Here is a 25936-nt window from a genome sequence, read left to right on the forward strand (position 1 = left end):
GTCTCGTGTCTAAACACCAAGTACGCTTTCCACCGACCGCACCAGGGTGCGCAGGCGCGGCCCCAGGTCGGCTTCCAGTTTGGCGTAGAGCGGGCTGTACACCGGCACCGACACGGCAAACACCCACAGCTCGCCGTCCTGCGGCGCGCTCATGGGCACGGCGATGGATTCGATCTCGCTGTGCAGGTCACCATGGCTGCGGCAGAAGCCGTGGCGCGCCAGGTCGTCGCGCGCGTCCGCCAGGCGCTGCTCCAGCGCGCTAGCGCGCTGTGGGTCGCTGGCCTGCAGATCGCGCACGTAGGCGCGGCGCTCGTCCTCGGCCATGGCCAGCAGGTAGGCACGGCCAGTGGCCGTGCGCGACAGCGACATCCGCACTCCGACCTCGGGGCGGAACACGGTGTTGCCCATGCCATTGGCCAGCTCCACCAGGCACAGCTCTCGCCGGTGGCCCACGGCCAGCTGCACCTGGCCCTCGGTCAGGTCGGCCAGGGCCTGCATGTGCGGGCGCGCAAACTGGCGCAGGGCCATGCGCGCCAGCACCGGCGACGACAGCTGCAGCAGGCCCAGCGCAGGCACGTACTTGGACAGGCGCTCCGAAAAACGCAGCAAACCCAATTCACACAGGGTCTCGGTCAGGCGGAACAGGGTGGGCTTGGGCAGGCCGGTCAGCTCCATCAGCTCCCGGGCGCTGAGCTCCTGGCGCTTGCTGGAAAAGCAGCGCAGTATGGAGACGCCACGCACCAGGGCGCTGACCAGTTTGGCATCTGCTTCCATGTTCATGGGGGGTCTTGGGAAAAGTCGGGGATTCTCGCCTACGCGCCGCGCGGCTGGTAAGACGCGCGCATGTCGCGCCCGCCGCCCAGCGCGGCGCCGCCATCGACCGGAATCACGGCGCCGGTCACATAGCCGGCCTGGGGCGAGGCCAGGAACAGCGCCATGTGGGCAACATCCTGCAGCGTGCCCATGCGCTGCAGCGGCACGCTGGCCACCGCCTTCGCCAGCGCCTCGGGCGATGGGGCAAGCCGGCGCATGCCCTCGGTATCGGCGATCGGGCCGGGCGCGATGGCATTCACGCGCACGCCCGCCCCGCCCCATTCCATGGCCAGCACCCGCGTCATCATGTCGATGCCGGCCTTGGCGGCGCAGGCGTGCACCTGGTACATGGTGGGGTTCACGCCCTGAGGGGCCGAGATGTTGATGATGCTGGCGCCCGGTTTTTTCAGCAGCGGATAGGCCAGGCGCAGCACATGGAAGGTGCCGTTGAGGTCGATGTCCACCACCGTCTTGAAGCCATTGGGCGACAGCTCGGCCGCGGGCGCGATGAAGTTGCCGGCCGCGCCGGAGATCAGCACATCGATATCGCCAAAACGCGCATGGGCCTGGCGCAGCGCGGCCTCCACCGCCGCCGGGTCGCGCACGTCGGCGCTGATGCCGAGCGCCTGGGCGCCCAGGGCACGCAGGCCATCGGCAGCCGCCTGTACCTTGTCCGGCGAGCGGCTGATGACCGTGACATGGGCACCGGCGCGCGCAAACGCCTGGGCCAACCCCAAGTTGATGCCGCTGGTGCCGCCGGCAACGAAGACATGGCGGCCGCTGAAGTAAGGAGATGCAGACATGGGTAGCTTCTTTCCGCGCCGCTTGCTGTCGGTAGAACTATAAAAACGATAGCCTATTGCGCTTGATAGTTAAGCGCTAGATCCGTTTTTTGCCTGACTATGCACATATCGCAAAGGCCCCTCACCCCTCCCTCTCCCCAAAGGTGCGAGGGCGACCGGTTGCGCCGGCTTTACTCCCTCTCCCTCTGGGAGAGGGTTGGGGTGAGGGCTCGCGGCACAGTCTGAGGTATGTGCCTAATCAGGGTTTTTTGCTTAGCGTGGCTGCATCCGGATGGCGCCGTCCAGGCGGATGGTCTCGCCGTTGAGCATGGGGTTCTCCAGGATGTGCAGCGCCGTCATGGCGTACTCGCTGGGGTGGCCCAGGCGCGCCGGGTGGGGCACGGAGGCGCCCAGCGACTGGCGCACGTTCTCGGGCAGCTTGGCCAGGATGGGGGTGTCGAACAGGCCCGGGGCGATGGTGCAGACGCGGATCAGCTTGGTCGCCAGGTCGCGCGCGGCGACGATGGTCATGCCGATCACGCCGGCCTTGGACGAGGCGTAGGGGATCTGGCCGATCTGCCCCTCATAGCCCGCTATCGACGCGGTGAGCACGCAGGCGCCGCGCTCGCCGTCCACCGGTTCATTTTTCGCCATGGCGACGGCCGCCAGGCGCAGGGTGTTGAAGGTGCCGATCTGGTTGACACGGATGATGTTGGTGTACTTCTCCAAGGATCCGGCGCTGCCGTCCTTCTCGATCAGGCGCAGCGGCCCGCCTATGCCGGCGCAATGCACCAGGGCGCGGAAGTTGCCAAAGGCCTCGGCTGCGGCGACCGCGGCCTGCATCTGCGCCTCGTCGGAGACGTCGGCCTTCACGTAGCGCAGGCGGCCGGGGTATTTCGCCTCCATGGCGGCGCCACGCTCGTCGTTCAGATCGACGGCGACGACATTCAGGCCGCGCTCCAGCAGGGCGATGGCAGATGCCTCGCCCAGGCCGGAGACGGCGCCGGTGACGAGGGCGGTCATTCCTGGTTGCAGTTTCATGTTGACTCCATTTTTTGGCGGTTACTCTCTCTCCCGCTGGCGGGAGAGGGCAGGGGTGAGGGTGGATGGCAACATCAGCCGTCATGCCTGAACTACCCCCTCACCCCTGCCCTCTCCCCCAAGGGGGCGAGGGAGAAGACGGGGGAAATTACAAGCGTTCGATGATGGTGGCGTTGGCCATGCCGCCGGCCTCGCACATGGACTGCAGGCCGTAGCGCTGGCCGCTGTCTTCCAGCGCGTGCAGCATGGTGGTCATCAGGCGGATGCCCGAGGCGCCCAGCGGGTGGCCCAGGGCGATGGCGCCGCCGCGCGGGTTCAAGCGCTCGCCGTCGGCTTGCAACTCCTTCTGCCAAGCCATGGGCACGCTGGCGAAGGCCTCATTGATCTCGTAGTGGTGTATGTCTTCCAGCTTCATCTTCGCCTTGGCCAGCACGCGCTGGGTGGCGGGGATGGGGGCGGTCAGCATGTAGAGCGGGTCGTCGCCCACCACGTCGAAGGCCACGAAGCGCGCGCGGGGCTTGAGGCCCAGCTGCAGCGCCCGCTCCTCGCTCATGATCAGCATGGCGCTGGCGCCGTCGGTCATTTGCGAGGCATTGCCGGCGGTGGTGCTCCACTGGATTTGCGGAAAGCGCTTGGAGAGCTCCTCGCTCTCGAACACGGCCTTCAGGCCGGCGAGCTTTTCCACCGTGGTGCCGGCGCGTATGGTCTCGTCCGCCAGCACGCGGCCGGCGGGCGTATCGATGGCTACGATCTCGCGCTCGAACCGGCCCGCCGACTGCGCGGCAGCGGCGCGCTGGTGCGAGCGGGCGGCGTAGGCGTCGAGCTCGGTGCGGGACAGCCCCCACTTGGCGGCCACCAGGTCGGCCGACACGCCCTGGCCCACCAGCCCCGGGGCGTAGCGCGCGTCCAGGCGTGCGCCGTTGATGTTCTGGCCCATGCGCGAGCTGCCCATGGGCACGCGGCTCATCGACTCGACGCCGCAGGCAATGACCATGTCCTGCACCCCGGCCATGATGGCCTGGGCCGCGAAATGCACCGCCTGCTGGCTGGAGCCGCATTTGCGATCGATGGTGGTCGACGGCACATGCGTGGGCAGGCCCGCGGCCAGCCAGGCCAGGCGCCCGGGCGTGCCGGCCTGCTCGCCGGCCTGGCTGACGCAGCCGCAGATCACGTCATCGACCTGGCCGGGGTCGATCTTGTTGCGCTCCACCAGCTGCTGCAGCACCTGCGACAGCAGATCCACGGGGTGCAGCTGGGCCAGCGCGCCATCGGGCTTGGCCCGGGCCATGGGACTGCGGATGGCATCGACGATGACGGGATTTTTCATGTGCACTCCATGCGGTTAATGAAACAAATGATCCATTAAAACCAATAATCACGCCGTTAGTATCTGCTTAACGCGGTGTTTTCCCCATGCTTTGTCGATGTAATGGCTGAAAGAATCCGGCTCAAGATGTGATTTGTGAGACACATATTTCGCAATTCCTGGCGCAGGGCCATCCCGGCCATGCGCCTGCAGAACCAAGGGTGACAGGCATGCAGGACTTCTTTGGCCGCGCCAAGGCGGCCCCCGACCGGGTGGTGGTAGTTTTGGCCGAACAGGGCCGCAGCTGCACCGCCGGCGCGCTGGCGCAGCAGGCGCTGCAAATGGCGCAGTGGCTGGCGGCCCAGGGCCTGCAGCCGGGCAAGCGCTTTGCCGTGCTGCTGGAAAACCGTGCCGAAATCCTGGCCCTGGTGCTGGCCGCGCGCGAGGCCGGGGTGTACGCCGCCGTGCTCAGCACGCATCTGACGGCCGACGAGGTGGCCTACATCGTGCAGGACTGCGACGCGCGCCTGATCGTGGCGTCCAGCCAGACCCTGCCGCAGCTGGCCGACCTGCCCCGCACCCTGGCCCTGCCCTGCTGGACGGTGGACGAAGCCCAGCCACAGGCCGCATCGCTGCCCGCCGCGCTGGCGGCGCTGCCAGGCCCGGCCATCAACCTGAGCGACCGCCCCCTGGGGCGCGACCTGCTGTATTCGTCCGGCACCACGGGCCGGCCCAAGGGGGTGCTCAAACCCCTGTGGCCCGCCAGCCTGCGCGGCCAGTGCGACCCAGAGGCCCTGGGCACGGCGCGCCTGATGCAAGTGGACGAGCGCACGGTCTACCTCTCGCCCGCGCCGCTGTACCACGCCGCGCCGCTGCGCTACACGCTGCGCGTGCTGGAGCTGGGCGGCAGTGCGGTGATCATGGAACGCTTCGACGCGCAAAGCGCGCTGGAGCTGATAGAGCGCCACCGCGTCACGCACAGCCAGTGGGTGCCGACCATGTTCACCCGCATGCTCCGGCTGCCCGAAGAGCTGCGCCGGCGCCATGACCTGTCCAGCCACCGCGTGGCCATCCATGCCGCGGCGCCCTGCCCGGTGGAGGTCAAGCGCGCCATGCTCGACTGGTGGGGCGACATCCTGATCGAGTACTACGCCGGCTCCGAGGGCTGCGGCACGACCATGATCAATTCCGCCGAATGGCGGTTGCGCCCCGGCTCGGTGGGCCGCGCGACCACGGGCCAGCTGCACATCGTGGACGACCAGGGCCGCGAGCTACCCGCGGGCGAGATCGGCCAGGTGTTCTTCTCTGGCGGCGGGACTTTCAGCTACCTGAACGACCCGGAGAAGACGCGCCAGGCGCTGAATGAGCAAGGCTGGTTCACCTATGGCGACATCGGCCATGTGGATGCCGATGGCTATCTGTTCTTGAGCGACCGACGCGCCGACCTGATCCTCTCGGGCGGCGTGAACTTGTACCCACAGGAGATAGAAAACGCCCTGGCGCGCCACCCCGATGTGCAGGAGCTGGCCGTGGTCGGCGTGCCGCACCCCGACTTTGGCGAGGTGCCGCTGGCCGCCGTGGTGCTGCGCCCAGGGGCAGAGCCCTCGCCGGCCACGGCGCGCGCCATCGCCGGCCAGGCCGCCGGGGTGCTGGCGCGCCTGAAGCTGCCGCAGCGCATGGTGTTTGTCGAGAGCCTGCCGCGCCTGGAGACGGGCAAGCTGCTGCGGCGCAAGCTCAAGGAGCGCTACCGCGACGAGACGCAGGCCGGGTTTGGCCTGCGCGACTCTTAAAACAATAGCTGTCTGCGCCCATCCATCAAGCGATTCAAGCAAATTTCACTTGATTAGCGATATGTCTCAGACCGGCCGTAAGCCCTCACCCCCACCCTCTCCCAGAGGGAGAGGGAGTCATACCGGCGCAACCGGTCGCCCTCCCCCCTTTGGGGCTGAAGGCTGCGGCTCCAGTTCCGCATGCGCGGAACTGGACAGCCTGAAGAGCACAGCGTCTCGCTGTGCCCCCGGGAGGGGTGAGGGGCCTCAGCGACATGTGCAAAGCCAGGCAATTTCACCCAACCCATCAGCGAGTTCCATCATGCAAGACCTGACCACCCGCAGCATCTACCGCGAAGACCACGAGCAGTTCCGCGAGCAGGCGCGGCGCTTCTTCGAGCGCGAAGTCGTGCCGCACCATGCCCAGTGGGAGCGCGACGGCATCGTGCCCAAGGAGGTCTGGCGCAAGGCCGGGCGCGAGGGCCTCTTGAACCCCATGCTGCCCGAGCCCTACGGCGGCGGCGGCGACTTTGGCCATGCCGCCGTGCTGCTCGAAGAAATCGCCCGCGCCGGCGCCAGCGGCCTCGGGTTTCCGCTGCACTCGGACATCGTCGCGCCGTACATGTTCGCCTACGGCAACAAGGAGCAGAAGGACCGCTGGCTGCCGCGCATGGCGGCGGGCGAGCTGATCGGCGCGATCGCCATGACCGAGCCCGGCGCGGGCAGCGACCTCAAGTCCGTGCGCACCACGGCCGTGCGCGATGGCGACCACTACGTCCTGAACGGCAGCAAGACCTTCATCACCAACGGCATCAACAGCGAGATCGTCATCGTCGTCGCCAAGACCGCGCCCGAGCTGGGGGCCAAGGGCGTGTCGCTGATCGTGGTCGAGGACGGCACGCCGGGCTTCAGCAAGGGCCGCAAGCTGGAAAAAATAGGCCTGATGGCGCAGGACACCTCCGAGCTGTTCTTCGACAACGTGCGCGTGCCCGCAGGCAACCTGCTGGGCGAGGAGAACCTGGGCTTCAGGTACCTGATGAAGGAACTGGCCCAGGAGCGCCTGGTGGTCGCCGTGCGCGCCGCCGCCTCGGTCGAGACCTTTTTGCAAAAAACCGTGGACTACACGCGCGAACGCAAGGCCTTTGGCCAGACGGTGTTCGAGTTCCAGAACACCCGCTTCAAGCTGGCCGAGGCCAAGGCCCAGGCCACCATGCTGCGCGTCTTTGTGGACGACTGCATCGCCCTGCACCTGCGCCGCGAACTGACGCCCGAACGCGCCGCCATGGTCAAGCTCAACGCCACGGTGCTGCAGAACCGGCTGCTCGACGAGTTCTTGCAGCTGCACGGCGGCTACGGCTACATGACCGAATACCAGGTGGGCCGCGCCTGGACCGACGCGCGCATAGGCCGCATCTACGGCGGCAGCGACGAGATCATGAAAGAGATCATCGCCCGCACTTTGTGAGCCCCCAAGTACAAGGAGAGAGACATGACACGCAACCGACGCACCACCCTGGCCCTGATGGCCCTGGCCGCCGCCTGCGCCACCCTCGGCACCAGCAGCGCCCAGGCACAGGGCGACTATCCAGCGAAGCCCCTGCGCTTCATCGTGCCCTACCCGGCCGGCGGCGGCACCGACACCATCGCCCGCCTGATAGGCACGCAGCTGACCCAGCGCTGGGGCCAGCCGGTGGTGGTGGAGAACAAGCCCGGCGCCAGCGGCATCCTGGGCAACGACATCGTGGCCAAGGCGCCCGGCGACGGCTACACCGTGCTCATGGGCATCACCGCCGTGGTGCAGATACCGGCGCTGTACAAGAAGGTGCCGTACAAGCTGGCCGACCTGGCGCCGGTGTCACAGATCGCCAAGTCGGCCGACCTGCTGATGGTGCCGCGCAGCTCGGGCGTGACCACGCTGGCGCAGTTCGTGGACAAGGCCAAGGCCGCGCCCGGCACCATGAACTACGGCACCTACGGCAACGCCACCTCGTCGCACATGAACGGCGAGCGCTTCAAGCAGCAGGCCGGCATAGACCTGACCCACATCCCCTACCAGGGCTCGGGCCCCGAGATGGCGGCCCTGCTGGGCGGGCAGCTCACGCTGGCCTTCGTGGACGCCACGGCCGCCTACCCGCACATCAAGTCGGACAAGCTGAACATCCTGGCCGTAACCGGCTCACAGCGCTTCCCCTCGCTGCCGAACGTGCCCACCATGGCCGAATCCGGCTACCCCGGGCTGGAGGCCAATGGCTGGTTTGGCGTGTTCCTGCCGGCCAGCACGCCCAAGCCCATCGTGGACAAGCTGGGCGCCGAGGTGGCTGCGATCGTCAAGTCGCCCGAACTGAACAAGCGCCTGACCGACATGGGCCTGATCGCCGTGGGCTCGCTGCCCGACGACTTCAAGACCCAGGTAGAAAAAGACGCCGCCCACTGGAAGGCCGTGGCCGAGGGTGCAAAAATCTCCATGGATTGACCGCCTGGTTCTTGTAGAGCGGCTTTAGCCGCGAACGGCGTCATTCGCGGCTAAAGCCGCTCCTACAGACCACAGCGCGCCCCACCTGAACGGTCACGACACGACAACACGAGGAGACAAACCATGAACAAGCCGATGCAGCCCCCCACATGCAACCGCCGCCAGCTGCTGGCGCTTGCCGCCGGCGCCGCAGCCGCCGGCCCGCTCGCCGCGCGGGCGCAAACCGGCTTTGCCACGCGCCCGGTCAAAGTGGTCGTGCCCTTTGCCGCCGGCGGCGCCACCGACGTCATCACGCGCGTGCTGGGCGAGCACATGGGCAAACGCTTTGGCCAGCCGGTGGTGGTGGACAACAAGCCCGGCGGCGCCGGCCTGATCGCCGGTGAGATGGTGGTCAAGTCGCCGCCTGATGGCATGACGGTGCTGCTGGGCACGACCTCGTCCATGCTGACCAACAAATATCTCTACAAGAAGCCGCCCTACGACCCGCTGGCCGACCTCACCCCGCTGGTGCGCGTATGCCTGGCGCCGATTGCGCTGGTGGTGACCAACGATGTGCCGGCGCAGAACCTGCAGGAGTTCATGGCCTGGCTCCGCGCCAACAAGGGCAAGCTGTCCTACGGCTCCTACGGCATAGGCTCGCACGGCCAGCTGGCCTGCACCACGCTCAGCGACGTTGCCGGCGCCGACATGGCGCATGTGGCCTACAAGGGCGAAGCGCCCATGATCCAGGACCTGCTGGGTGGGCAGATCAAGATCGGCATGGGCAGCCTGCTGTCCATCAAGGCGCATATAGACAGCGGCCGCCTGCGCGCCCTGGCCGTGACCGGCCCGCGCCGCGTACCGTTGCTGCCCGATGTGCCCACATTTGCCGAGGGCGGTTTCAAGCAGGAGGCCCTGGCCCTGGTCGGCTGGCTGGCCATCGCCGGGCCCAAGGGCATGAGCGCGGACGTGGCGCGCCAATGGGCCCAGGCCGCCAACCAGGCCGTGGCCAGCCGCGAAGGCATGGCGCGCATCATCGCCGCGGGCTTCGTGCCGGTGGACGACGACACGCCCGAGAGCTTTGGCAGGCTGTGGGCGCAGGAAGGGCCGATCTGGGGCCGCCTGCTGCAGGCCGCCGGCGTGCAGCCCAACTGAACCCGACGGCGCGGGCACCTTGCCGGCATGGGGGGCACGGGCGCCGCTGGTTTCAGCCCCGCGCCGGCTGCCGCGCCACCAGCTTGAAGGTGCCCGTGGCCAGGGCCACCAGGGTGCCATCCTCGGCGCGCACCTCGCCGCGCACAAAGCTGATGGAGCGCCCGCGCCGCTCGCAATGCGCGGTGGCAATCAGGTCGCCGCTGGCGGCGGAGACAAAGTGCAGCGTCAGGTCTATGGTGACCACACCATAGGCGGCAGGGTCATGGGCGCGCGCGGCGCCGGCCAGCGTGCAATCGAGCAGCGAGGCAATGGCGCCGCCATGCACGTCACCGCGGCTGTTGGACTGCTCGGCCTGGAAGCCCATGCGCACCTGGGCCCGGTCGTTGCCTATGCGCTCGCCGCGCAGCGCCATGGCACGCGACATGGGCATGGGCAGGCCAAACAGCAGGCCGGGGGCCTCGCCGGCAAAGGGGCTCAGGGGGATGTCGTTGCTGCTCATGGTTCTGGTTCCTGTAGGTTCAAAATTCAAAAATGCCATTCATGGCGCTCGCGCCCGCGCGTGAACATCACGCTGGCGCGCGTGGCCTTGCAGTGCCAGGTCTGCAGGGTGTGATCCAGCCCGCCCGCAGTCTCGGCCAGGCAGTCCGGGTCGAACACCACGGCGCAGCGCTGGCCGCTTGCGCGTGCCGACTCATAGGCCAGCCACTGCACGCCGCGTTGCTGCGCGCCTGCGGCCACGGCCTGCGTGGCGGCGTAGTCGTCGCCCTGCGTCCACAGCGCGCGCGCCTGGTTCCAGGGCGGCGCCATCAGGTCCATGGCCTGGCCATCGATGGCCGCTTGAAAAAAACTGTGCTCGGTCAGTAGCGTCTGATCCTGCAAACCGGTGCTGTCCAGAATGAACCGCCGGCGCCAGTACGCCACCTCGGCACAGGCCGCGTACAGTGCTTCGGCCCCATACCACTGCCCGCGCGCGTGCGCCGGCCGGAAGCGGCTGGGGTGATGAGGGCGGTAGCGGAACGGCGTCAGCAGCAGGTAGTGCCGGGGCTGGCGTGTTGCAGGCAGCGCGGGCTTGCTGGCTTCAAGCAATTGCTCCAGCAAATCCTGCTCGGCCGCGCTGTCCACCAGACGCATGGTGGAGACCACGTGCTGCGCCTCTACCCCGCGCCAGGCCAGCATGGATTGGGCACCTATGCCAGGCTCCAGCCAGAAGCGCTCCCAGTCGGCCGCCAAAGTCATCACGCGGGCGCCCGCATGCCGTCCAGGTAGTTCAGCGTGGCCACCAGACCGTCGGCCCGTTGCACCAGTTGCAGCGGCCGCCCGCCCAGGGCCTGGTTGTAGGTGTCCATCCAGGCTCGGCGCCTGGCGTCGTCGGTGCCCACCAGCGCATCCAGCGAACGGTACACGCGCACCAGCAGCAGGGCCAGCTCGCCCTCCTTGGAGGTGGGGGCTATGGTCTTCTCGCCGCGCAGGATGCGCGAGACCGTGGGCTCGCTCAGACCAATGGTGCGGGCCAGGGCGACGCCCGTCAGCCCCAGCAGCTCACTGGCCCGGGCCGTGGCCTTGGCCAGCACGGCGGCGGGGTCGGGTTGGGGTGTGGTGGCGGCGCGTTGCATGGCGAACCCTGGTTGTTAGATATTTCTGATGAAATATTTTAGCTATGTATCTTAATTATTCAACCAGTTCGTGACCCGGCACCACGCAAGGCCCGGTGACTGACGTCACCTCACAGCGCGCGGTCAATCCACCTTGGCCCCAGTGGACTTGACCACGGCGGCCCAGCGCGTGATTTCGCGCTCGATATGTGCCTGCAGCGCCTCGGGCGTGGAGCCCACGGGCACGTAGCCGCCGGCAGCCAGCTGCGTTTGCAGCTGCGGCTGGCGCAGCGCGCTGGCAATCTCGCTGCTCAGGCGCTGGGTGACCTCCGACGGGGTGCCGGCGGGGGCGATCAGCGCATACCAGCCCGTCACGTCAAAACCGGCCACGCCCTGCTCCTGCACCGTCGCCACATCTGGCGCCAGTGCCGAACGCTGCGCGCTGGTGACCGCCAGCGCATGCATGCGCCCGCTGCGTATGTGCGGCATGGAGGTGGAGATGCTGTCGAAGGTCAGGTCAATATCGCCGGCCAGCATGGCATTAACCACGCCGGCGCTGCCCTTGTAGGGCACATGGGTCATCTTGATGCCGGCGATGCTGCTGAAATATTCGGCCGCCAGGTGCCCGGTATTGCCGTTGCCGGCCGAGCCAAACGTCAGCTTGTCCGGTGCGGCCTTGGCTGCCTGGATCAGCTCCTGAATATTCTTCGCGGGCAGCTTGCTGCTACCCGCCACCACCATGGGCAGGTTGGCCACCCAGGATACGGGCGCGAAGTCCTTGCGTGTGTCGTAGGGCAGCTTGGGGTACAGGCTGTCGTTGATGGCATGGGCGGCCAGCACCATCAGCACGGTATAGCCATCGGGCTTGGCGCGCGCCAGGTACTGCGTGGCCAGCGTTCCACCCGCGCCGGGCTTGTATTCCAGCACCACAGGCTGGCCCAGCTGCTGCTGCAGCTGCACCGCCAGCGGCCGGCCCAGCAGGTCTGCGCTGCCGCCAGGCGGGTAGGGAATCACCAGCTGGATAGGCTTGGTGGGCCAGGGGTCGGCGGCATGGGCTGCAGGCGCCAGCAGGGCGGCGGCGGGCAGCAGCAGGCTGGCGACCAAGGTGCGGCGCAGTCGCGAGAAATACATCGGCATGGCGGTCTCCTATTTTGAAAATTCACTGGCACAAAGGCTGGGAGCGCCGGCGTCCCGCCGGCACCAAGGCATGCGCACCGGTGCTGCCTCTCCCGCTGGCGGTAGCGGCAGCAAAATCAGGCCCTGCCGGCGGGACGCCGGCGCTCCTGGCCCGCGCGTCAGGTGCTTGCAGGCGGTGCCTGCACATACTGATCACGCAGGGCGCGCTTGAGCACCTTGCCGATCTCGCTGCGCGGCAGGCTGGCGGCGATGCGCAGGTCGGCCACGCGCTGGGTCTTGCCGACGCGCTCGTTGAGCCAGACGCGCAGCTCGGCGGCGTCAGGCTGCGCCCCCGCGCGCGCCACCACGTAAGCCACGGGGGTCTCGCCCCATTGCTCGGAGGGCACGCCTATCACCGCGCATTCCGCCACCTGCGGGTGCTGCGCCAGCACGGCCTCGATGTCGCTGGGGTAGATGTTGAAACCGCCGCTGATGATCATGTCCTTCATGCGGTCGCCCAGCACGATGAAGCCGTCCTCGTCCAGCCGGCCCACGTCGCCGCTGCGGATGAAGCGGTTGCCCTCGCCGTCGAACCATTCGACCTCGGCGGTCTTCTCGGGCAGGCGGTAGTAGCCGCTCATCATGCCGGCCGAGCGTCCGACGATCTCGCCCTGCTCGCCGGCGGGCAGCTCGCGCCCCTGTTCGTCAATGAAGCGCATGTCGGCGCCATCGGCGGGGCGGCCGACGGTGTGCAGCTTGTTCGGAAAGTCATGGCAATGCAGCTCGCAGCGCACGCCGCCCTCGGTCAGGCCGTAGTACTCGATGAGCCGGCCCGGCCAGCGGCGCAGCACCTCGGCCTTGAGCTTGGCGCTGAACGGCGCGCTGGTGCAAAACTTGTTTTGCAGGCGGCTCAGATCCGTGGTGTCGAACGTGGGGCAGGCCAGCAGGCGCTGGTACTGCACGGGCACCAGCATGCTGTGCGTGGCGCCATGCTGCTCGGCCAGCCGCAGGTAATGCGCGGCGTCGAACTTGCGCATCAGCACCAGCGTGCCGCCCAGCGCCAGCGTGGGCAGGGCCGCCACCAGCGTGGTGTTGGAGTACAGCGGCGTGGCGCACAGCGACACGGCATCGGGCCCATAACCATTGCCGACGGCACGCTGCACATGGGCCCAGCGCATGGCCCAGGACTGGACTATGCCCTTGGGCACGCCCGTGGTGCCCGAGGAATAGATCACGTTGAACGGCCAGTCGGGCCGGGGCGTGATGGCGTCGGGCGCGGCATCGCCCGCGGCCAGCCATTGCGACCAGGGCTGGCCGGCCTCGGGCACATCGTCCAGCGCCACGCAGTGCAGCGCGGCGCCCTCGTGCAGCGGCCACTGCGCAGCCACCTCGCGGTCGCGCAGCACCAGGTGTGCGCCGCAGTTGTCCAGCATGGCGCTCAGGTGCCCGGCCGTGGCCGAGGGCGCCAGCGGCGCCACGGCCACCCCGGCGCGCAGCGCGCCCAGGTAGGCCAGCACATATTCGATGCTGGCGCCGGCGCAGATCGCCAGCACATCGCCCGGCCCCAGGCCGTCACGCTGCAGACTGGCGGCCACCCGGTTCATCCCGGCGCACAGGGCGGCGTAGTCCAGGCTTTGCCCTTCAAAAATCACAGCCTTGTGGCCGGGCCGCAGCGCGGCCTGGCGCGCGATCAATTCGGGCAGCGAGCCGAAGGGTTGGGACAGCAGGTGTTCGATATCGGGGTGCATGGGTCTTGCCGGTCGGTGGAGGCGTCACGATAAGGCGGCCAGCGTGTCATGGGTTTCGTGATTGGGCAACCCCGGCTTTGGCGCACTCAAAGGGCGGTTGTGGCTCTGGCTGCCAGTCCCGCGGGAATACGTTGCCGCGTGCCTTGCGTGCATGCACACACCTTTTGTTAGCGCACACCGCTGGTTTGGCACGGGGTTCAACTCCCTCGCCCCCCTGGGGGAGAGGGTGGGGGTGAGGGGGGATCAGTGCTCTTTTATGCCCCCTCACCCCTGCCCTCTCCCGCTGGCGGGAGAGGGAGAAACAGCCAACAGCGGCACGATGACAGCACAGCGCGCTATAGAAATATGCTTGATCAGCAAGCTGTCTCAGACTCCTTCCCCCTCTGGGGGAAGGTGGGGATGGGGGCCGGGAGCGCCGGCATCTTGCCGGCATGAGGGGGTGAACGTCGCTGCCCCCACGAATGGGGAGGGAAAAGCAGCCAAAACCGGCATACTCAAAGCGCAACGCGCTATGAAAATATAAGCGTCGTGCCTCAGCACTCCACGATATTCACCGCCAGCCCGCCGCGCGAAGTCTCCTTGTACTTGGTCATCATGTCGGCGCCCGTCTCGCGCATGGTCTTGATGACCTGGTCCAGGCTCACATGGTGCGTGCCGTCGCCGTGCAGCGCCATGCGCGCGGCGTTGATGGCCTTGACGGATGCCAGCGCGTTGCGCTCTATGCAAGGGATTTGCACCAGCCCGCCCACCGGGTCGCAGGTCAGGCCCAGGTGGTGCTCCATGCCAATCTCGGCGGCGTTCTCCACCTGCGCGGGCGTGCCGCCCAGCACGGCGCACAGACCGGCGGCGGCCATGGAGCAGGCCACGCCCACCTCGCCCTGGCAACCAACCTCGGCGCCCGAGATGGAGGCGTTCTCCTTGTACAGAATGCCGATGGCGCCGGCGGTGAGCAGAAAGTCGATCACGCCCGCCTCGGTCGCGCCGTCGATATAACGCCAGTAGTAATGCAGCACCGCCGGCACGATCCCCGCCGCGCCGTTGGTCGGCGCCGTCACCACGCGCCCGCCGGCGGCGTTTTCTTCGTTGACCGCCAGGGCAAACAGGTTCACCCAATCGATCACCTGCAGCGGGTCTTGCTGCAGGCTTTGCGACGCCTGCAGCGCCCGGTGCAGCGCGGGGGCGCGCCGGCGCACGCGAAAGCCGCCGGGCAGCTCGCCCTCGGCGCCGCAGCCGCGCGCCACGCAGTCCTGCATCACGCGCCAGATGGCCAGCAGGCCGGCGTCGATCTCGGCGTCACTGCGCCAATGGCGCTCGTTGATGCGCATCACCTGGGCAATGCTTCCGCCCTGGGCCTGCGCCTGCGCCAGTAGTTGCGCGCCGCTGTGAAACGGCAGCGGCAGCACCTCGGTATCCGGCGCAATCTGCGCCTGGCGCTGCGCGTCCTGGGCCGCCTCTTCGCTGACGATGAAGCCGCCGCCCACCGAGTAATACACCTGCGCGTCCAGCAGGTTGCCGGCCGCATCGAAGGCTTCGAAGCGCATGCCGTTGGCGTGCAGCGGCAGGCTTTCGTCGGCAATCAGCGGCAGGTCGGCGTTCCAGTCGAAGGCAATCTCGGGGCCGCCCTCCAGCGGCAGCCGGTGCTGGCCGCGGATGCGCGCGATCAGCGGATCGATGAGGGCCACATCCACCGTATCCGGCGCATGGCCGCACAGACCCAGCAGCACCGCCCGGTCGCTGGCGTGCCCCCGACCCGTGGCGCCCAGCGAGCCATACAGCGTGCTGCGCACGCGCGCCACCTGCGCCATGCGCCCGCCGCGCGCCAGGCGCTGCACAAACAGCCGCGCCGCGCGCATGGGCCCCACGGTGTGCGAGCTGGACGGGCCTATGCCGATCTTGAAAAGGTCGAAAACGCTGACGGCCATGGCCAACCTCCTGTCTGATGTCGGGGAATGCTACAGCGCATCCAGCGGGCTCAAAATACCCCGCCCGCCCTTGTTGAGCACATGGGTGTAAATCATGGTCGTGCTCACATCGGCATGGCCCAGCAACTCTTGCACCGTGCGAATGTCATAACCCGCCTGCAGCAAATGCGTGGCAAATGAATGGCGCAGCACATGGGGCGACACCGTTTTATGGATATTGGCCAGCCGCGCCGCATCACGCACGGCGCGCTGCACCGATTCGGGGTAAACATGGTGGCGGCGCTGGATATTCTGGCCGGTGCGCGCATCCGGCCTGGGATCAATGGAGCGCACGGGCGACGGAAAAACCCATTGCCACGCCCATTTGATATCCGCCTGCGGATATTTGGCCGCCAGCGCATGCGGCAAATATACGCAACCCAGGCCCAAGGCCAAATCCTTCTCATGCAAGACACGGGCCTTTTGCAATTGATCTTTCAAAGGGGCGATCAGATTTTCTGGCAATACCGTAATACGGTCCTTATTCCCCTTGCCCTCGCGAATCACAATCTCGCGCCGCTCAAACTCCACATCCTTCACGCGCAGGCGCAAGGCCTCCATCAGCCGCATGCCGGTGCCGTACAGCAATTGCGCAATCAAGCCTGTCGTGCCATCCATGTGCATCAGCAACTGGCGCACCTCGGATGGCGTCAGCACCACCGGCAACCTGCGCGGACGCCTGGCCTGGATCACCTCGTCCAGCCAGGGCAGATCGATAGCGAGCACTTGCTTGTACAAATAAAGAAGCGCCGCCTTGGCCTGATTCTGCGTGGATGCCGACACCTGCCTGTCCACCGCCAGGTGGCTCAAGAAAGCCTCGACCTCGGCCGCGCCCATGTCCTGCGGGTGGCGCTTGTCATGGAACAGGATGAAGCGCCGCGCCCAGTCTATGTACGCCTCCTCGGTACGAATGCTGTAGTGCCGCGTGCGCAGATGAATGCGCATGCGCTCCAGCAACTTGGGCGGTTGCACGGGGGCGGTGACGAGGTCAGGAGGGACGGCGGCATCCTGTGTCATCCGCAAAATTTTAGGTTTGGCTAAACGGCTGCGTGATGGGGTTTGCCTGTAGACGTAACGAAACATATTGAACTTTCCGACTACCCGAGTTAAGATGCCCCTCGTCTAATTCTAGTTCTTCGACATTAGAGCTGCGCCGCATAATTGAAATATGCGACTGATAACACAAACGACGGGTATTTATAAAACAAGAAAAATCTGATAGCGTGTGCTGCGCTTTCAAGCGCGCGACATAAGCGAGCTTATGTGGACGCATCTTTACAGCGCAGCATGAGCATCAGGCATTGTTTGGGTCAGTGGTGCACATCGTCTGTTTACAAAACTCAGGTTTTTTGGGTGCCCCGCTCCAACGTCGCAGAACCCTTCGTTCGAGCAACGTGGCGCTTCGCACCACATTGCTCAACTACTTTCGTTCTTCGACATTAGAGCTGCGCCGCATAATTGAAATATGCGACTGATAACACAAACGACGGGTATTTATAAAACAAGAAAAATCTGATAGCGTGTGCTGCGCTTTCAAGCGCGCGACATAAGCGAGCTTATGTGGACGCATCTTTACAGCGCAGCATGAGCATCAGGCATTGTTTGGGTCAGTGGTGCACATCGTCTGTTTACAAAACTCAGGTTTTTTGGGTGCCCCGCTCCAACGTCGCAGAACCCTTCGTTCGAGCAACGTGGCGCTTCGCACCACATTGCTCAACTACTTTCGTTAGCCCGCCTTTTATTCCTGCCCATTTCAGCCCATGAATATTCAAACGCCATTTACCCTCGCAAGCGTTCGTCCGCTGGGTGTTTGGCGTTTGCTCGGGCTTCGCCTGCATGGGTTGCGCCAGTTTCAAGCCTTTTTGGCCTATAGCCCTTGTCCAGTAAGCGCTAGTAGCTATTTTTTTCGTAGTCCGTGGCGCGTGCGGTCACTTTCGTTTTTGCGCTTTGGGTCTAACCCGGCGCTCAAGCCGACCCGCATACTGCGGGCGGCTTACCTAGTCCGTTAGGCAGCACAGAGCGACCATTTCATGTCCGCGAGCACCCCCCCCATAACTCTTCGCCTCATGACCGAGCGCGACCTGCCGATGCTCCATGATTGGCTCAACCGGCCGCACATCGTTGAGTGGTGGGGTGGTGACGAAGAGCGACCGACTCTTGATGAAGTGCTGGAACACTACCTGCCCAGAGCGATGGCGGAAGAGTCCGTAACACCGTACATCGCAATGCTGGGCGAGGAACCGATCGGCTATGCTCAGTCGTACGTCGCGCTCGGAAGCGGTGATGGCTGGTGGGAAGATGAAACTGATCCAGGAGTGCGAGGAATAGACCAGTCTCTGGCTGACCCGACACAGTTGAACAAAGGCCTAGGAACAAGGCTTGTCCGCGCTCTCGTTGAACTACTGTTCTCGGACCCCACCGTGACGAAGATTCAGACCGACCCGACTCCGAACAACCATCGAGCCATACGCTGCTATGAGAAGGCAGGATTCGTGCGGGAGAAGATCATCACCACGCCTGACGGGCCGGCGGTTTACATGGTTCAAACACGACAAGCCTTCGAGAGAAAGCGCGGTGTTGCCTAACAACTCATTCAAGCCGACGCCGCTTCGCGGCGCGGCTTAATTCAGGTGTTCTTCGACATTAGAGCTGCGCCGCATAATTGAAATATGCGACTGATAACACAAACGACGGGTATTTATAAAACAAGAAAAATCTGATAGCGTGTGCTGCGCTTTCAAGCGCGCGACATAAGCGAGCTTATGTGGACGCATCTTTACAGCGCAGCATGAGCATCAGGCATTGTTTGGGTCAGTGGTGCACATCGTCTGTTTACAAAACTCAGGTTTTTTGGGTGCCCCGCTCCAACGTCGCAGAACCCTTCGTTCGAGCAACGTGGCGCTTCGCACCACATTGCTCAACTACTTTCGTTATACGGCACTCATCTAAACATTAGGGGAAGCATGAGCAGCGGAACATTTGGGATCACGCGCGAGAAGAAGATCATTAGTAGCGGCGCAAGAAAGGTTTTTACGCCGCACGCACCTGTTGACGATATCTCACATTTTTTCGGAAGAGAGGAAGAAGCCTCTCGTTTTGTCAGCGTAATTAATACCGATGGCTTACATGTCTTGGTCTATGGCGACCGCGGCGTAGGAAAAACATCGCTTGCGATCACGACTTGTCGCGTGCTTCTGCAAGGGATAATGAAAGGCGGCAAGTACATAGAGAAAAGATGCGACTCAAGCGATACCTTCGAGTCGATCGCTTTGAAGGTTCTACAGGCGCTTGAGATCAATCATCAAAACCGTGAAACGACGCAAACAACAAATGAGGGCGGAAAAGCCTCTGTAAAGATTCCGATAGTGGGGGCAGAAGTAGATTCACACCGACAGAGTGCAGTCAAGATATTGCATCAGGTCAACCTTTCGTCGCCGTCTTGGGTTGCCGAGCAAATTCAATCCAAAGCCGGGATTTTTCTGATTGATGAGATTGACGCAGTTGCTGATAAAGAAGATCGAAAGAAACTTGCGGAACTCGTAAAATTGCTGAGCGACAACAAGTCGCAGTTGAAAATCGTCTTAGTCGGTATTGCCAGTACTGGCGCCGATCTAACTGCAGGACATCCTTCAATTCAGCGTTGCCTCAAAGAGGTACATTTAAAAAGAATGAACGACGACGATGTCAGGAAAATCATACACAACGGCTTTAAGAAAATTGGACAAATCCCAACCGAAGATGTTGTCAAAACAATCACCGATATTAGCGCCGGACTTCCTCATTTCACCCACCTCATCTGCCTAAAGTGCGCAGAAGCAAGCGTAATTAGTGGAAACAAGCATGTCGGCACCGATGTTCTCAAGGCAGCATTAAATGAGTCCGTAAAAGACTCAGAGAATGCGCTAAAGGACAGCTACACTAACTGCCTCCATAATTTCAACAAACCGCATGAGTACAAAATAATCGTTCAGGGCGCCGCGCATTGCAAAGGAGTGGAATTTCGCGCTTCCGACATCCAACAGCAAATCAAGGTTTTCGTCAAATTTGATGTGGACCAGAAAGTTGTCTCTCGGCGATTGATAGCAATTGCGGCTAGAGCAGACAGCATCATGGAAAAGTGCGGACGGGGATACTACCGCTTCGTGGACCCTCGAATGCCTAGTTTTGTAAAAATGCTTCACGGAGCAGACGCGCAGAGCGCCGTATAACAATTCATTCAAGCCGACGCCGCTTCGCGGCGCGGCTTAATTCAGGCGTTGGGCCTCATAACATGGGCTACTCGTTATCCTTACTTGCAGTTCCAACCTCCGCCGCGGCCGAGGCACTCCGGCAGCTCGGTTACCTCCGCACTGGTCAATCGTGCGAATACGCGCGGGAACCGCTATCGAGCTATGAGCTCCCCGCAAATTGGTTCCTCATCGTTGCACGTGGGTGCGACAGCCGCTTCCGCCAACCGAAGATTCTGGCGCCGTTGTCTGAACACTTTCCCGTTGTCGCATGCTCAATCGAGGAGCACGTGATGTTTAGCTCCGCTGAGTATTGGGCCGACGGCAATCAGGTATGGCGTGCGGAACATGTCGGTGAAAATGGCCCCATCCACTTAAAGACTTCTGGCGCCCTGCCAGGCGGGTTCGAAGCCATGGCTGCGGAGCACAAGAGAGCACAAGAGGCAGACGGTGGCGAAAAGGCGGGCGTCGACCACTACTTCGAAATCCCACTAAACGCAGCCAAAGAAGTAATCGGTTTCAAACACGATGAAGACATTCCTGGCGTCGACTACGAAGGATTCGAGGTTCTCCGCAAGGGCCCTTCGTCTGCCGATTCCAAACCTTGGTGGCGCTTCTGGAAATGACGCCCAACCTGCGCTTCGAGTGGGACGCTCCAACAGCCGGCTTCGCCGCCTGTTTCCGCGCCCCTCAAGCTAAACGTTAGAGATCGTCATGTCTTGCGAGAAGTGCGATGGCCTGTGCGTGCGCTACCAAGTTCGATCGCCCAATGACTTGCGCAAAGCAATGTCTATCGCTAGGGAGAACATCAGTGACGGCACGCTAGTCGACATTACGGAGCCGGGAGCCCACTCAGCTAGCTTCGCGGAAATGGCTGCCAACCAATCCTGGGATGACATCGTTGCCTGGAGATTCAAGTGTCAACAATGTGGAGAGGAGTTTGGCCTTCACGCTGAAACCTATCACGGCAGCGGCGGATACTGGGAGCCCGTGCGCAAAGGCGCGGTGCGGAAGAATCTCTAACTGGTCATTGCAGCCGACCTGCGCCAGCTTCGCTGGCTGGTCCACTGAATTCAAACGTTAGCACCACTGAAAACCCGCTTTATTCAAGGCCATGTTTATTCAAACGGCATTCAGTTTCTCAAGCGTTGTGCAGCGCTGGGGTTGCCGTTTTTCCGGGCTTCGCCTGCATGGGCTGCGCAGGTTTCCAGTCTTTTTGGCCTCTAGCCCTTGTGTAACAAGCGCAAGCAGCTATCGTTTTGCAAGCGCTGTGCCGCCTCGGTGGCGCTGTGCTTTTTCGCAGTTCGTGCCCGTCGCCAAATTCAGGTTACCCGTTTTGGCTTCTGGCTCTAACATTTCGGTCAAGCCGACCCGCCTTCGGCGGTCGGCTTACCTCGCCCTACAAGGGCTTCCCCACCTTTGCAAGCAATACCTCTCCCTGGGTTGATCGCACAGCGATCAACCCAGGCATGGTTTTCGTCAATTTCAGATCAGCTCCCAGCCTTGTGCATGCAGCGCGTCGATGCTTCTTGGCAAACGGTGCGGACGGCGTGACTACAAACGGTCATTACGCTGCCTTCTGGTTGGCAGCAAACCCTGATGAAAGACGCGCGCCGGGGGCTCCATTCGTTAGTCGGGCTTTGGGATGGCTCCCATGAGTCCCCTTGAGTTAACCGAGCATTCCCCGGCGCAGGCCCTGCCTTTTGCACATCAACGACTGCCTTCACGCGGCGGATTTCTGATCTGTCAGCTTGTTCTGGTGTCTGTTGCGTAGCCGGCCCAGCTCACGCGGGCATCTTGAAGGCCTCCCCGCGCTGCAGCACGGCCCAGCACATGCGGGCGTTCTTGGCGGCAATGGCCACCACGGCGCGCCAGTAGCCCCGGCGCTCGGCCAGGCTGCGGGCCCAGCGGCTGATGGGGTCTTGCTTGGGCGTGCGGGTGTTCATGGCAGCGGCAAGCACCGCTCTGGCTCCCATCACCAGCAGGCTGCGCAGGTAGGCGTCTCCGGCTTTGGTGATGCGTCCCAATCTCTGCTTGCCGCCCGAGCTGTATTGCCCGGGCACCAGGCCCAGCCAGGCGCTGAAGCTGCGCCCGCAGGCGAAGTCGTGGCCATTGCCCACGGTGCTGATGAGTGCCATGGCGGTGGTCTGGCCAATACCGCCGAGTTGCATCAACTGCTGCGCCTGGGTGCTGTGGCGGGCCATGAGGGCGATGTGGCGGTCGTACTCGGCGATGCGTTCATCAAGCCGGGTGACTTCACTCAAGAGATCGCCGATGACAGTGTTGGCCCAGCCGGGCAGCTCTTCGAGGCGTGCCAGCGCTTCACGGCGCACGGTGGCGGCTTTGAGGGGCAGCACCAGCCCCAACTCCGAGAGCAGACCCCGAATGCGGTTGAGCGTGGCGGTGCGTTGTTCCACGAATCCCTGGCGGGTGCGGTGCACCATGAGCTGGCCTTGCTGCTCGATGCTCTTGTGGGGCACGAAACGCATCTGGGGGCGGGTGACGGCTTCGCAGATCGCTGCGGCATCGGCCGCGTCGTTCTTGCCGCGTTTGCCCGAGAGGCGGTAGGGGGCGACGAACTTGGGGGCCATCAGCCGCACGGTGTGGCCGAGCTTCTCGAATTCCCGGGCCCAGTGGTGGGCGCCGGAGCATGCCTCCATGCCGATCAGGCACGGGGGCAAGGTGGCGATGAGTTCCAGCAGGTTGCTGCGCGCTACGCTCGGGCGCACGAGGGCTGGCTTGCCTGCCGCATCCACGCCGTGTACGGCAAAGACGTTCTTTGCCAGGTCGATTCCTACGGTTACGATGGTCATGGACTTCCCCTTCCAATGAAACAAGCGTGTTGATGAGAGATTGCACTTCCCATCGTGGCACTTTGATGCCGTTCTGCGCAAATACGCGCTGCGCTTGGGACGGGGAAGTCCCTTTCATTCGTTAGCCAATCAACAGGAGAGAGTGTGTTTCGCATCCTTCTCATTGCCCTACTCGCCTTTGGCGCCTGGAAGGGTTATGAAAAATATCAATCTCAACGTACGGCACAACAATTTCAAGGAATATCTCAAGAAATTGATATTTCAAGTGGTTCTTCTAGACGCAACCGAAGTATTGATGTCACTCCAAAATTTCAGTGCGACGGACGAACCCATTGCTCTCAGATGACTTCGTGCGAAGAAGCCACCTTCTTTCTTAAAAACTGCCCTGGCACGAAAATGGATGGAAACAATGATGGCGTTCCATGCGAGCAGCAGTGGTGCAAATAAATCAAACTAGGGGCTAACAGTTCGTCGCAGCCGACCGCCTACGGCGGCGGCTGAACTCAGAGCGTTCGACGCTATCTGGAACCATAACCCCCCTTTTTTTGACACACGGAGCAGGCCATCATGACGGTCGCCAAGTTCACCGAGGTTCTCGATGGCTTCGAATTTGGCGCCTTCGGGGCCATGCCCACCAACCAGGCATTCATCAGCCTGGAGCGGGGTACGGTTCATTTTGTCTCCAGCGAGCTGGAAGAAGATGCCCCGGAGGATTTGGACAGTGGCGATTACCTTGCCCTGCCGGACAAGGCGGTGCTTGGGCTGGGGCGCGAGCTGGTGATGGAGTTTGCGCGGGAGCAGCTGCCCGACGACGTGGACACCGTTTGGGGGTTTTTCAGCAAGCGCGGCGCGTACCGGCGTTTCAAGGATTTTCTGGAGCGCCGGGGTCGGATTCAGGCCTGGTATGACTATGAGAGCGCTGCCACCGAGGCGCGCCTGCGCGCGTGGTGTGCCGAGCATGGCATTGAGCTTGTGTAAGCTTGGCCGCCAACGGTGGGGCGGCGGCTCCGGTGATTTTTACTATTGTATTTATAGCTGTTTGCCCTTTATTCACGATTGCTAGGGCTGGATTTTCATCGTATTTTTGACTCCTTCCCGCTCTGGGACTGGGTAGTTACACATCTTTTTGTAGCGCAGAACGCTTGTTTGACGCAGGCTTCAACTCCCTCGCCCCCTTGGTGGAGAGGGTAGGGGTGAGGGGGTGATTGAGTGCGGCGCCCACTTTTACGGCCCTCACCCCTACCCTCTCCCGCCAGCGGGAGAGGGAGAAGCAGCAGCAAAGCGGCGCTGGTTTTGCTCCCTTGCGGGAGAGGGGAGAAAAGCACAGAGCTGCGACTTGTGTAGGTACTCATGCCCTCTGGGGAAGGCAGGGATGGGGGCCGGGAGCGCCGGCATCTTGCCGGCATGAGGATGCGAGCGTCGCTGGCCCCCAGCCCAACCTTCCCCCAGTGGGGGAAGGAGCAAATCCCCCCGCCACTTCAGCCCTTGAGCCCCAGGCGGCGCGCCAGCTTGTGCAGGTTGCTGGCGTCCACGTCGAGCGCGCGGGCGGCCTGGGCCCAGTTGGCCTGGTGGCTGTCCAGGGCGGTGGTGATGGCTTGGCGCTGGCAGGCGTCAATGGCGTCGCGCAGGGTGGTGGTGGTGGTGGTGGCCGGTGCGGCAGCAGGGGCAGCGCGCGCGGTGGGCGCTGGGGTGTTGTCGGCGGCGGGGGCTTCGAGCGCGTCCAGGTCCAGCAGGCCGGCCTCCAGCGTGAGGATGGCGTTGCGGTCGGCGCCGCGGCTCAGGGCCTTGAGGGCGGCGCGGCTGATGACATGCTCCAGTTCGCGCACGTTGCCCGGCCAGGCGTAGCGGCGCAGGGCGGCCTGGGCGTCGGGCGACAGGCGCAGGCTGCGCAGCCCCAGGCGGGCGCGGTTCAGCTCCAGAAAGCGGCCGGCCAGCAGCAGCACGTCGTTGCCGCGCTCGCGCAGCGGGGGGATGGGCACGGGGTAGACCGACAGACGGTGGTAGAGGTCGGCGCGGAAGGCGCCGCTGGCGACCTCTTCGCGCAGGTTGCGGTTGGTGGCGGCTATGACGCGCACATGCACGCGGCGCGGGCGGTCGGCGCCCAGGCGCTGGATCTCGCCGTTTTGCAGCGTGCGCAGCAGTTTTGCCTGCACGGACAGGGGCAGCTCGCCCACTTCGTCCAGGAACAGCGTGCCGCCCTCGGCGGCTTCGATGCGGCCGGGCCGGTCGCTGACGGCGCCCGAGAACGCGCCGCGCACATGGCCGAAGAGTTCGCTCTCGGCCAGCGATTCGGGCAGGGCCGCGCAGTTGACATGCACCATGGGCCGGCTGCGCCGCCCCGACTGCTGGTGCAGCAGGCGCGCGAACAGCTCTTTGCCGACGCCGGTCTCGCCCAGCAGCAGCACCGGCAGGTCGGATGTGGCGACCACGGCCAGCTCGTGCAGCAGGCGCTTGAGGGCCGGGCTTTCGCCGACGATCTCGGCCTCGCCGGCGCCGGCGCGGTCTTGCGCGCGCAGGACGTCGTCTCCCTCAGTGGCGGCGGTGCCGGCCATGCGCAGGGTGCGCAGCTCGTGCTCCAGCCGGGCCATGCGCACCACGGCCTCGGCCATGGGCACGCAGCGCGCCAGGCGCTGGCGCGCCGCCGGGCTGAAGGTGCCGGTGGTCAGCGCGTCCAGCGTCAGCACGCCCCAGGGGCGGCCCTCCACATGCAGGGCCACGCCCATGCAGTCGTGCACGGGCAGGGGCTCGCCCACCAGGGTGTCGAGCAGGCCGTCGTAGGGGTCGGGCAGCTGGCTGTCGTGCTCGAAGCAGGTGACCTCGCGCCGCGCCAGGATGGCCGCAAGGCGCGGGTGCTGGCCCACGGCAAAGCGCCGGCCCAGCGCGTCGCTGACCAGGCCGGTGACGGCCACGGGGCGCAGGCGGTCTTCCTCCAGCCGCAGCAGGGCCACGGCGCCGCAGTTGAACTGGGCGCGCGTCAAGTCCACCAGCCGCTGCAGGCGCACGGCCTGGGGCAGATCGGTGGCCATGTCGGCGCACAGGGGCAGCAAGCCCTCGGGCGCGACGGTGAGCGGGTGGGCGTTTGTGGTCATAAATACCATGAAAAGGTGTTTTTTACCCGTTTTAATCAGGGTTTATTTTACCCATGCTCGTATAAACCCTTGA

Annotated in this window: 24 protein-coding genes; 11 read left to right on the top strand and 13 right to left on the bottom strand. The window is 64.4% G+C overall.

Features of this window, described 5'->3' with window-relative positions; translation table 11 throughout:
- Window positions 1-9 precede the first annotated feature (9 nt).
- The 4 genes from P4826_RS12290 to P4826_RS12305 all read right to left on the bottom strand — a co-directional run bounded on the left by P4826_RS12290 (window position 10) and on the right by P4826_RS12305 (window position 3963).
- Window positions 10-780: an IclR family transcriptional regulator gene (locus tag P4826_RS12290; RefSeq protein WP_317700662.1), complete on the bottom strand. Its 771-nt coding sequence runs from the start codon at window positions 778-780 to the stop codon at window positions 10-12.
- Window positions 781-812: 32 nt separating this feature from the next.
- A complete protein-coding gene (locus P4826_RS12295) occupies window positions 813-1616 on the bottom strand; it encodes an SDR family oxidoreductase (protein ID WP_317700663.1) in 804 nt (267 codons plus the stop codon).
- A 252-nt stretch (window positions 1617-1868) separates the two neighbouring features.
- Window positions 1869-2636, bottom strand: coding sequence for an SDR family NAD(P)-dependent oxidoreductase (locus P4826_RS12300; protein ID WP_317700664.1), 768 nt, complete (start codon window positions 2634-2636; stop codon window positions 1869-1871).
- Window positions 2637-2784: 148 nt separating this feature from the next.
- Window positions 2785-3963, bottom strand: a complete 1179-nt coding sequence (locus P4826_RS12305; protein ID WP_317700665.1) for a thiolase family protein — start codon at window positions 3961-3963, stop codon at window positions 2785-2787.
- 209 nt (window positions 3964-4172) lie between these two features.
- Here P4826_RS12305 and P4826_RS12310 point away from each other — a divergent pair, with 209 nt between their 5' ends.
- From P4826_RS12310 to P4826_RS12325, 4 genes are all read left to right on the top strand, one after another.
- Window positions 4173-5732 carry an AMP-binding protein gene (locus P4826_RS12310; protein ID WP_317700666.1) on the top strand — a complete coding sequence of 520 codons (1560 nt, stop codon included), beginning with the start codon at window positions 4173-4175 and terminating at the stop codon, window positions 5730-5732.
- Between the two features lie 301 nt (window positions 5733-6033).
- Window positions 6034-7176 (top strand): acyl-CoA dehydrogenase family protein, encoded by a 1143-nt coding sequence (locus P4826_RS12315; RefSeq protein ID WP_317700667.1) that lies wholly within the window; start codon window positions 6034-6036, stop codon window positions 7174-7176.
- Window positions 7177-7200: 24 nt separating this feature from the next.
- Entirely contained in the window at window positions 7201-8184 is a 984-nt protein-coding gene (locus P4826_RS12320) for a Bug family tripartite tricarboxylate transporter substrate binding protein (RefSeq protein WP_317700668.1), read from the top strand.
- A 123-nt stretch (window positions 8185-8307) separates the two neighbouring features.
- Entirely contained in the window at window positions 8308-9318 is a 1011-nt protein-coding gene (locus P4826_RS12325) for a Bug family tripartite tricarboxylate transporter substrate binding protein (RefSeq protein ID WP_317700669.1), read from the top strand.
- A gap of 52 nt (window positions 9319-9370) precedes the next feature.
- On the opposite strand, the gene P4826_RS12330 is transcribed toward P4826_RS12325, so the two are convergent.
- From P4826_RS12330 to P4826_RS12360, 7 genes are all read right to left on the bottom strand, one after another.
- Entirely contained in the window at window positions 9371-9817 is a 447-nt protein-coding gene (locus tag P4826_RS12330) for a PaaI family thioesterase (RefSeq protein ID WP_317700670.1), read from the bottom strand.
- 26 nt (window positions 9818-9843) lie between these two features.
- Complete coding sequence (locus tag P4826_RS12335) at window positions 9844-10554, bottom strand: RES family NAD+ phosphorylase (protein ID WP_317700671.1); 711 nt, start codon at window positions 10552-10554, stop codon at window positions 9844-9846.
- Window positions 10554-10931 (bottom strand): antitoxin Xre/MbcA/ParS toxin-binding domain-containing protein, encoded by a 378-nt coding sequence (locus P4826_RS12340; RefSeq protein ID WP_317700672.1) that lies wholly within the window; start codon window positions 10929-10931, stop codon window positions 10554-10556. Before P4826_RS12340 ends, P4826_RS12335 begins: the two co-directional genes overlap by 1 nt.
- A gap of 123 nt (window positions 10932-11054) precedes the next feature.
- Window positions 11055-12047: a tripartite tricarboxylate transporter substrate binding protein gene (locus P4826_RS12345; RefSeq protein WP_317700673.1), complete on the bottom strand. Its 993-nt coding sequence runs from the start codon at window positions 12045-12047 to the stop codon at window positions 11055-11057.
- Window positions 12048-12205: 158 nt separating this feature from the next.
- Complete coding sequence (locus P4826_RS12350) at window positions 12206-13774, bottom strand: class I adenylate-forming enzyme family protein (RefSeq protein ID WP_317700674.1); 1569 nt, start codon at window positions 13772-13774, stop codon at window positions 12206-12208.
- 533 nt (window positions 13775-14307) lie between these two features.
- A complete protein-coding gene (locus tag P4826_RS12355) occupies window positions 14308-15696 on the bottom strand; it encodes an L-serine ammonia-lyase (RefSeq protein WP_317700675.1) in 1389 nt (462 codons plus the stop codon).
- A 30-nt stretch (window positions 15697-15726) separates the two neighbouring features.
- Window positions 15727-16752 carry an integron integrase gene (locus tag P4826_RS12360; protein ID WP_317703761.1) on the bottom strand — a complete coding sequence of 342 codons (1026 nt, stop codon included), beginning with the start codon at window positions 16750-16752 and terminating at the stop codon, window positions 15727-15729.
- Window positions 16753-17495: 743 nt separating this feature from the next.
- Here P4826_RS12360 and P4826_RS12365 point away from each other — a divergent pair.
- The 5 genes from P4826_RS12365 to P4826_RS12385 all read left to right on the top strand — a co-directional run bounded on the left by P4826_RS12365 (window position 17496) and on the right by P4826_RS12385 (window position 21408).
- The gene (locus P4826_RS12365) at window positions 17496-17744 is read left to right on the top strand and encodes a DUF1010 domain-containing protein (RefSeq protein ID WP_317700676.1); all 249 of its coding nucleotides are present in this window, start codon (window positions 17496-17498) and stop codon (window positions 17742-17744) included.
- A gap of 21 nt (window positions 17745-17765) precedes the next feature.
- The gene (locus tag P4826_RS12370; protein WP_023622803.1) at window positions 17766-18320 is read left to right on the top strand and encodes an aminoglycoside N-acetyltransferase AAC(6')-IIa; all 555 of its coding nucleotides are present in this window, start codon (window positions 17766-17768) and stop codon (window positions 18318-18320) included.
- 378 nt (window positions 18321-18698) lie between these two features.
- Window positions 18699-19943, top strand: a complete 1245-nt coding sequence (locus P4826_RS12375; protein ID WP_317700677.1) for an nSTAND1 domain-containing NTPase — start codon at window positions 18699-18701, stop codon at window positions 19941-19943.
- Window positions 19944-20254: 311 nt separating this feature from the next.
- Window positions 20255-20587: a hypothetical protein gene (locus P4826_RS12380; protein WP_317700678.1), complete on the top strand. Its 333-nt coding sequence runs from the start codon at window positions 20255-20257 to the stop codon at window positions 20585-20587.
- A gap of 488 nt (window positions 20588-21075) precedes the next feature.
- Window positions 21076-21408 (top strand): DUF1010 domain-containing protein, encoded by a 333-nt coding sequence (locus P4826_RS12385; RefSeq protein ID WP_317700679.1) that lies wholly within the window; start codon window positions 21076-21078, stop codon window positions 21406-21408.
- 337 nt (window positions 21409-21745) lie between these two features.
- On the opposite strand, the gene P4826_RS12390 is transcribed toward P4826_RS12385, so the two are convergent.
- Window positions 21746-22774 carry an IS110-like element ISPa29 family transposase gene (locus P4826_RS12390; protein WP_317700680.1) on the bottom strand — a complete coding sequence of 343 codons (1029 nt, stop codon included), beginning with the start codon at window positions 22772-22774 and terminating at the stop codon, window positions 21746-21748.
- A gap of 144 nt (window positions 22775-22918) precedes the next feature.
- On the opposite strand from P4826_RS12390, the gene P4826_RS12395 reads away from it, so the two are divergent.
- Together P4826_RS12395 and P4826_RS12400 are read left to right on the top strand one after the other, a co-directional pair.
- The gene (locus P4826_RS12395) at window positions 22919-23221 is read left to right on the top strand and encodes an excalibur calcium-binding domain-containing protein (RefSeq protein ID WP_317700681.1); all 303 of its coding nucleotides are present in this window, start codon (window positions 22919-22921) and stop codon (window positions 23219-23221) included.
- Window positions 23222-23341: 120 nt separating this feature from the next.
- Complete coding sequence (locus P4826_RS12400) at window positions 23342-23752, top strand: hypothetical protein (protein WP_317700682.1); 411 nt, start codon at window positions 23342-23344, stop codon at window positions 23750-23752.
- Window positions 23753-24252: 500 nt separating this feature from the next.
- On the opposite strand, the gene norR is transcribed toward P4826_RS12400, so the two are convergent.
- A complete protein-coding gene (gene norR, locus P4826_RS12405; RefSeq protein WP_317700683.1) occupies window positions 24253-25872 on the bottom strand; it encodes a nitric oxide reductase transcriptional regulator NorR in 1620 nt (539 codons plus the stop codon).
- Window positions 25873-25936: the final 64 nt, after the last annotated feature.

Origin of the sequence: Diaphorobacter limosus, assembly GCF_033100095.1 — a bacterium.
Taxonomy (GTDB): Bacteria; Pseudomonadota; Gammaproteobacteria; order Burkholderiales; family Burkholderiaceae_C; genus Alicycliphilus; species Alicycliphilus limosus.